Consider the following 4,453-nt stretch of genomic DNA (forward strand, 5'->3'; position numbering starts at 1 on the left):
CGTTGTGCCCCCGACAGGAGTCGAACCTGCGACCTACGGTACCGGAAACCGGCGCTCTATCCACTGAGCTACGGAGGCGTACCGAATGACGATATCACTCGGCGGGGCGTGTCTCGATCCGACCCGCCCACCGCGCGTTTCGCACAGTGGGCGCGGTCCCACTCAGGAGTCGCGTTTCGTGCGCTCCAGCAGTGCCTTCTCGTCCTTGTTCAGCCAGGTCGCCGCAGCGGGAAGCTCCTGCTCGACGCGGGCCTCGTGACGCGCCTGGCGCATCGCGCTGACGATCGCGAAGCGCACGACGATGTATCCGATGACGACCAGGACGACGTTCCCGGCGAGAACGGCCAGCAGTGCATCCATGCGCTCAGCCGATCCGCTCGAGGATGTCGGCCTGCGGCGAACCCGTGATCGCGATGTACTCACCGTTCACGAGCAGCGTGGGGGTTCCTGCTCCCTCGGTCGCGGGGTCTGTGGGCAGCTCGGCCGCCTGGTCTATGACGAACGGACGATACATGCCGTCGGCGATGCAATCGGATGCCGCGTCTGCGCCGGTCTGAGACGCGAGGGCTGCGAGGTCGCCGTCGGTGAGACCGGCGCCGCTCGGATTCAGCGCGAACAGCTGCTGGAAGAAGTCGAGGGTCGCCTCCGGTGCCGCCTCGGCGACGCAGTGCAGGGCGCCGCCGGAGCGCTCGGAGAACTGGGTGCCGGATGCCGCGTTCAACCCCGACAGCGCGACCGGGTGCAGGTTCAGCGTGATGTCGCCCGAATCGATGAGCTCCTCGATCGTGGGTCCGTATTGGTCCTCGAACACCTGGCAGTGCGGGCAGTAGAAGTCGAACCAGACATCGACCGTGTCGGCGCCCTCGCCGATCGAGATGCTCTCGGGCACGACCGCCTCGGCCGCCGGACGGTTGTTGATGGTCACGACGAGCACCGCGACGGCGGCGAGGACCGCGACCACCGCCAGCGATACCCAGACCGCGAACATGTTCGTCCGACTCTTCGCACTGCCCACAGGCACCCGTCCTTCGCGTCGTGGAGCCACCCGTCCGGCGGCATCGTCGCACACGACTCTACTCGCCGCCCCGCACGCTCGGGCAGAAGTCCGCGAATTGCAACACGGGCCGTGCGGCCCGGCGCCACGCCCTACGATGGAAGCGTCTCACCGACCGATTCCCAGCATGAACGAGGTTCGCGACTTGCAGTACATCTCCACGCGCGGTGGCGCACTCGGACAGTTCAGCGATGTCCTCCTCGAAGGGCTCGCACCCAACGGCGGTCTCGCCGTTCCCGAGACACTGCCACGTTTGAGCAGTGACGACCTCGAGCGACTGCGCCCCCTGAGCTACCCCGAGCTGGCCACCGAGATCCTCGGTCTCTTCGCCACCGACATCCCGCGCGAAGACCTCGCTGGTCTCACCGCCGGCGCCTACGGCGGCGGCAAGTTCGCGGCCGATGAGATCGTGCCCCTCACCCCGATCGGTCAGAGCCTCACGCTCGTCGGCCTGTCCGAGGGGCCGACGCTGGCCTTCAAGGACATGGCGATGCAGTTCCTCGGCGAATCGCTCGAGTATGTGCTCGAGAAGACCGGCCGGGTGCTGAACGTGCTCGGCGCGACCTCGGGCGACACCGGGTCGGCAGCGGAGCACGCGCTGCGCGGCCGCGACCGCGTCTCGGTCTTCATGCTCTCCCCGCAGGGCCGCATGAGTGCGTTCCAGCGCGCGCAGATGTACTCCCTGCAGGACGCGAACGTGCACAACATCGCCGTCGCGGGCGTCTTCGACGACTGCCAGAACCTCGTCAAGCACCTCTCCAGCGACATCGACTTCAAGCGTGCGCACAGCCTGGGCGCCGTCAACTCCATCAACTTCGGCCGGATCTCGGCGCAGATCGTCTACTACGTGTGGGCCTGGTTGCGCGCATCGGATGCTGCGGCTGAGGCCGAGCGCTCGTCGTTCGCCGTCTCGTTCGCCGTGCCCTCGGGGAACTTCGGCAACATCCTCTCCGGCCACTACGCGCGCTCCATGGGTGTGCCGATCCACAAGCTGGTCCTCGCCTCGAACGAGAACAACGTTCTGGATGAGTTCTTCCGCACCGGCCGCTACCGCCCGCGCGATGCCGAGAACACGCTCGCGACGTCGAGCCCGTCGATGGATGTCTCGCGCGCCTCGAACCTCGAGCGCTTCGTCTTCGATCTGCTGGGCCGCGATCCCGAGCGCACCGCCGCCGCCTGGCGCGAACTCGATGAGACCGGCGAGATCGACCTGTCGGCCGAGCGCGAGCGCTTCGAGAGCGAATTCGGCCTCGTCAGCGGCACGAGCACGCACGAGGACCGCCTCGCAACCATCCGCTCCTTCCACGAGCACAACGGTGTCGTCCTCGACCCGCACACCGCCGATGGCGCGCTCATCGCTCTCGCCCACCTGGACGACGGCATCCCGATGCTCGTTCTCGAGACCGCGAAGCCGGCGAAGTTCGCCGAGCTGATCGAGGAGGCGCTCGGATCCCCCGTCGTACCGGATGCCGAGACGCAGGCGCTGCTGGATGCTCCGCAGCGCGTCCTCGATATGGATGACGACGAGCACGCCCTGCGCGCCTACATCTCCGAGCGCGCGCTGGCCTGACCAGGACGGATGCCGTGATTCAGAAGATCACGACGTAGCGGAACACCGCGTCCCACAGCACGTCTGCCAGTCCGCTCTTCTCGCTCATGCTCTCGCGGGCGCGCAGCCCGGCATCGGCGTGATCCGTGATGATGCCGTGGATGTCGTCGCGCAGGAGATCCCGGACTCGCTGCTCGTTGTTGACCGTCCACGCCATGACTCCGAGGCCGGCGTCCTGGGCCGATGCGATCATCGTCGGCGTCAGCGACCACTCTTCGATCACGACGAAATCGACGATCGTATCGGGCACCTCCACGCCGGCGAGTGCCATGGTCAGGCCGGTGCCGAGGTTCGGGCGCAGCCGTTTGAGCTCCTCGATGCTCGCCCTATCGAGGGAATGGTAGATGTTCTCCTCGAGCAGCCCGAGCTCCTCGATCTCGGCGATGAGCCGTGGGACCAGGCCGGGCTGCTCCTTCCCGTGAAGCTTGATCTCGATGAGGAGGGGCTGTCCGATGTCGTTCGCAACGGTCAGGTATTCGGCGAGCGAGGGGATCATGTCGCTGTTTCCGGCGTTGTCGTGAACGCTCAGCGCTGTGAGCTCGTCGAAGGTGAGATCCGCGACGTCGACGTTCTGATCGGCGAGGCGTGCGAGATTCGCATCGTGCATGACGACGAAGCGTCCGTCGGAGGACTCCATCACGTCCATCTCGACGAAGTCGGCCCCGGCCTCCCGCGCGGCGCGCAGCGACGACAGCGTGTTCTCGACGGCATTCGCCGTGTGTCCGCGGTGGGCGAGGATCAGCGTCCCGGGGGTTTCGGCGAGAGCCCTCATGGCGGGCAGGTTCAGGAAGCTGAGCACCACGAGCAGTGCGGCCATGACGACCGCGGGGATGAGGCGGCGCGCCCTCCGCGGCGGTGAATCCGCGATCGCCGCCGGTCCGATGGTCGCCGCGTCCGGCTCGCCGGCCCGCGTGAGGGCGACGACCACCGTCGCGATCGCCGCACCGCCCATGCCGACGACGATCATGCCGCCGACCTGCGCGATCGCCAGCATGACCGCCGCCACACCGGCCGAGGCCGCGGGAACGAAAGCGTCGGTGAGCATGACCGGGCCGAGGACCAGGAGGATGAGCAGCAGGCCCGCCACGGCGCCGGCGATGAGCACGAGCAGCAGCACGATGAGGAGCCTCCACCGATTGCCGCGCATCAGCCGCCGGCTACGCCGTTGCGCCTGGCCGGCGGTCGCCTCGGTCATCGCGAACAGGGGCACCGTCAGGGCGAATATGAGGTTGAGCCAGAGGATCACGAGGAGGAAGGCCGTGTACCCGATCGCGCCCGCAGTCGTCTTCAGCAGCTCCCCGGAGATGAACGATGGCACCGTGATCGTCTGAGACAGCACCGAGAGGAACCCGAAGCCGCCCAGCGGGAGCAGCACGAAGAGGTAGGGAAGCAGCAACACAGAACTCGGGCGCACGAGTTTGCGTGCGACGCGCGCCACCTCGAGACCGGTCTCACGGCTGAGGATCCGTTCCCCCCGGCGCGCCTGGTCGACGGCGATCACCATCACGATGAACTGCAATGAGAGCGCGAAGAACCCCAGAAGAACCAGCACGAGGATCAGCAGCCCCGACAACGGGGTGTCGATCAGGCGAGGGATCCCGGAGAGCTCGAGCCCGCTCAGCCCCACGGCCCGCAGGGACTCGGCGAACAGCCAGTGCACGACGGGAGCGACGATCGCACCCGTGATGAGCTGGCCGACGAGGTAGATCGCGGCGAGGCGCCAGCCGCCGACCCGCAATGTACGGACGATCTCGCCCACGAGCATCCGGATGCCGGGGCGCTCGGCCGAC

4 protein-coding genes and 1 tRNA gene are annotated in these 4,453 nt (G+C 67.5%); 1 reads left to right on the forward strand and 4 read right to left on the reverse strand.

Annotation, left to right across the window (positions count from 1 at the left end; genetic code table 11):
• Window positions 1–5: 5 nt before the first annotated feature.
• From Q0Z66_RS12050 to Q0Z66_RS12060, 3 genes are all read right to left on the reverse strand, one after another.
• Window positions 6–78 (reverse strand) — tRNA-Arg (locus Q0Z66_RS12050).
• 84 nt (window positions 79–162) lie between these two features.
• Window positions 163–360: a hypothetical protein gene (locus tag Q0Z66_RS12055; protein WP_298041486.1), complete on the reverse strand. Its 198-nt coding sequence runs from the start codon at window positions 358–360 to the stop codon at window positions 163–165.
• A 4-nt stretch (window positions 361–364) separates the two neighbouring features.
• A complete protein-coding gene (locus tag Q0Z66_RS12060) occupies window positions 365–988 on the reverse strand; it encodes a thioredoxin domain-containing protein (RefSeq protein ID WP_298041488.1) in 624 nt (207 codons plus the stop codon).
• A 211-nt stretch (window positions 989–1,199) separates the two neighbouring features.
• Here Q0Z66_RS12060 and thrC point away from each other — a divergent pair, with 211 nt between their 5' ends.
• A complete protein-coding gene (gene thrC / locus Q0Z66_RS12065; RefSeq protein WP_298041492.1) occupies window positions 1,200–2,624 on the forward strand; it encodes a threonine synthase in 1,425 nt (474 codons plus the stop codon).
• 19 nt (window positions 2,625–2,643) lie between these two features.
• Here the strand turns inward: thrC and Q0Z66_RS12070 are convergent.
• On the reverse strand, window positions 2,644–4,453 hold a 1,810-nt coding region (locus Q0Z66_RS12070), incomplete at its 5' end, for a glycerophosphoryl diester phosphodiesterase membrane domain-containing protein (RefSeq protein WP_298041490.1).

The organism is uncultured Microbacterium sp. (assembly GCF_947632095.1).
Taxonomy (GTDB): domain Bacteria; phylum Actinomycetota; class Actinomycetes; order Actinomycetales; family Microbacteriaceae; genus Microbacterium.

Excerpts from the sequence above, each read along its gene's own strand:
- Q0Z66_RS12060 (WP_298041488.1), bottom strand. The coding sequence starts at position 988 with ATGTTCGCGGTCTGGGTATCGCTGGCGGTGGTCGCGGTCCTCGCCGCC.
- Q0Z66_RS12055 (WP_298041486.1), bottom strand. The coding sequence starts at position 360 with ATGGATGCACTGCTGGCCGTTCTCGCCGGGAACGTCGTCCTGGTCGTC.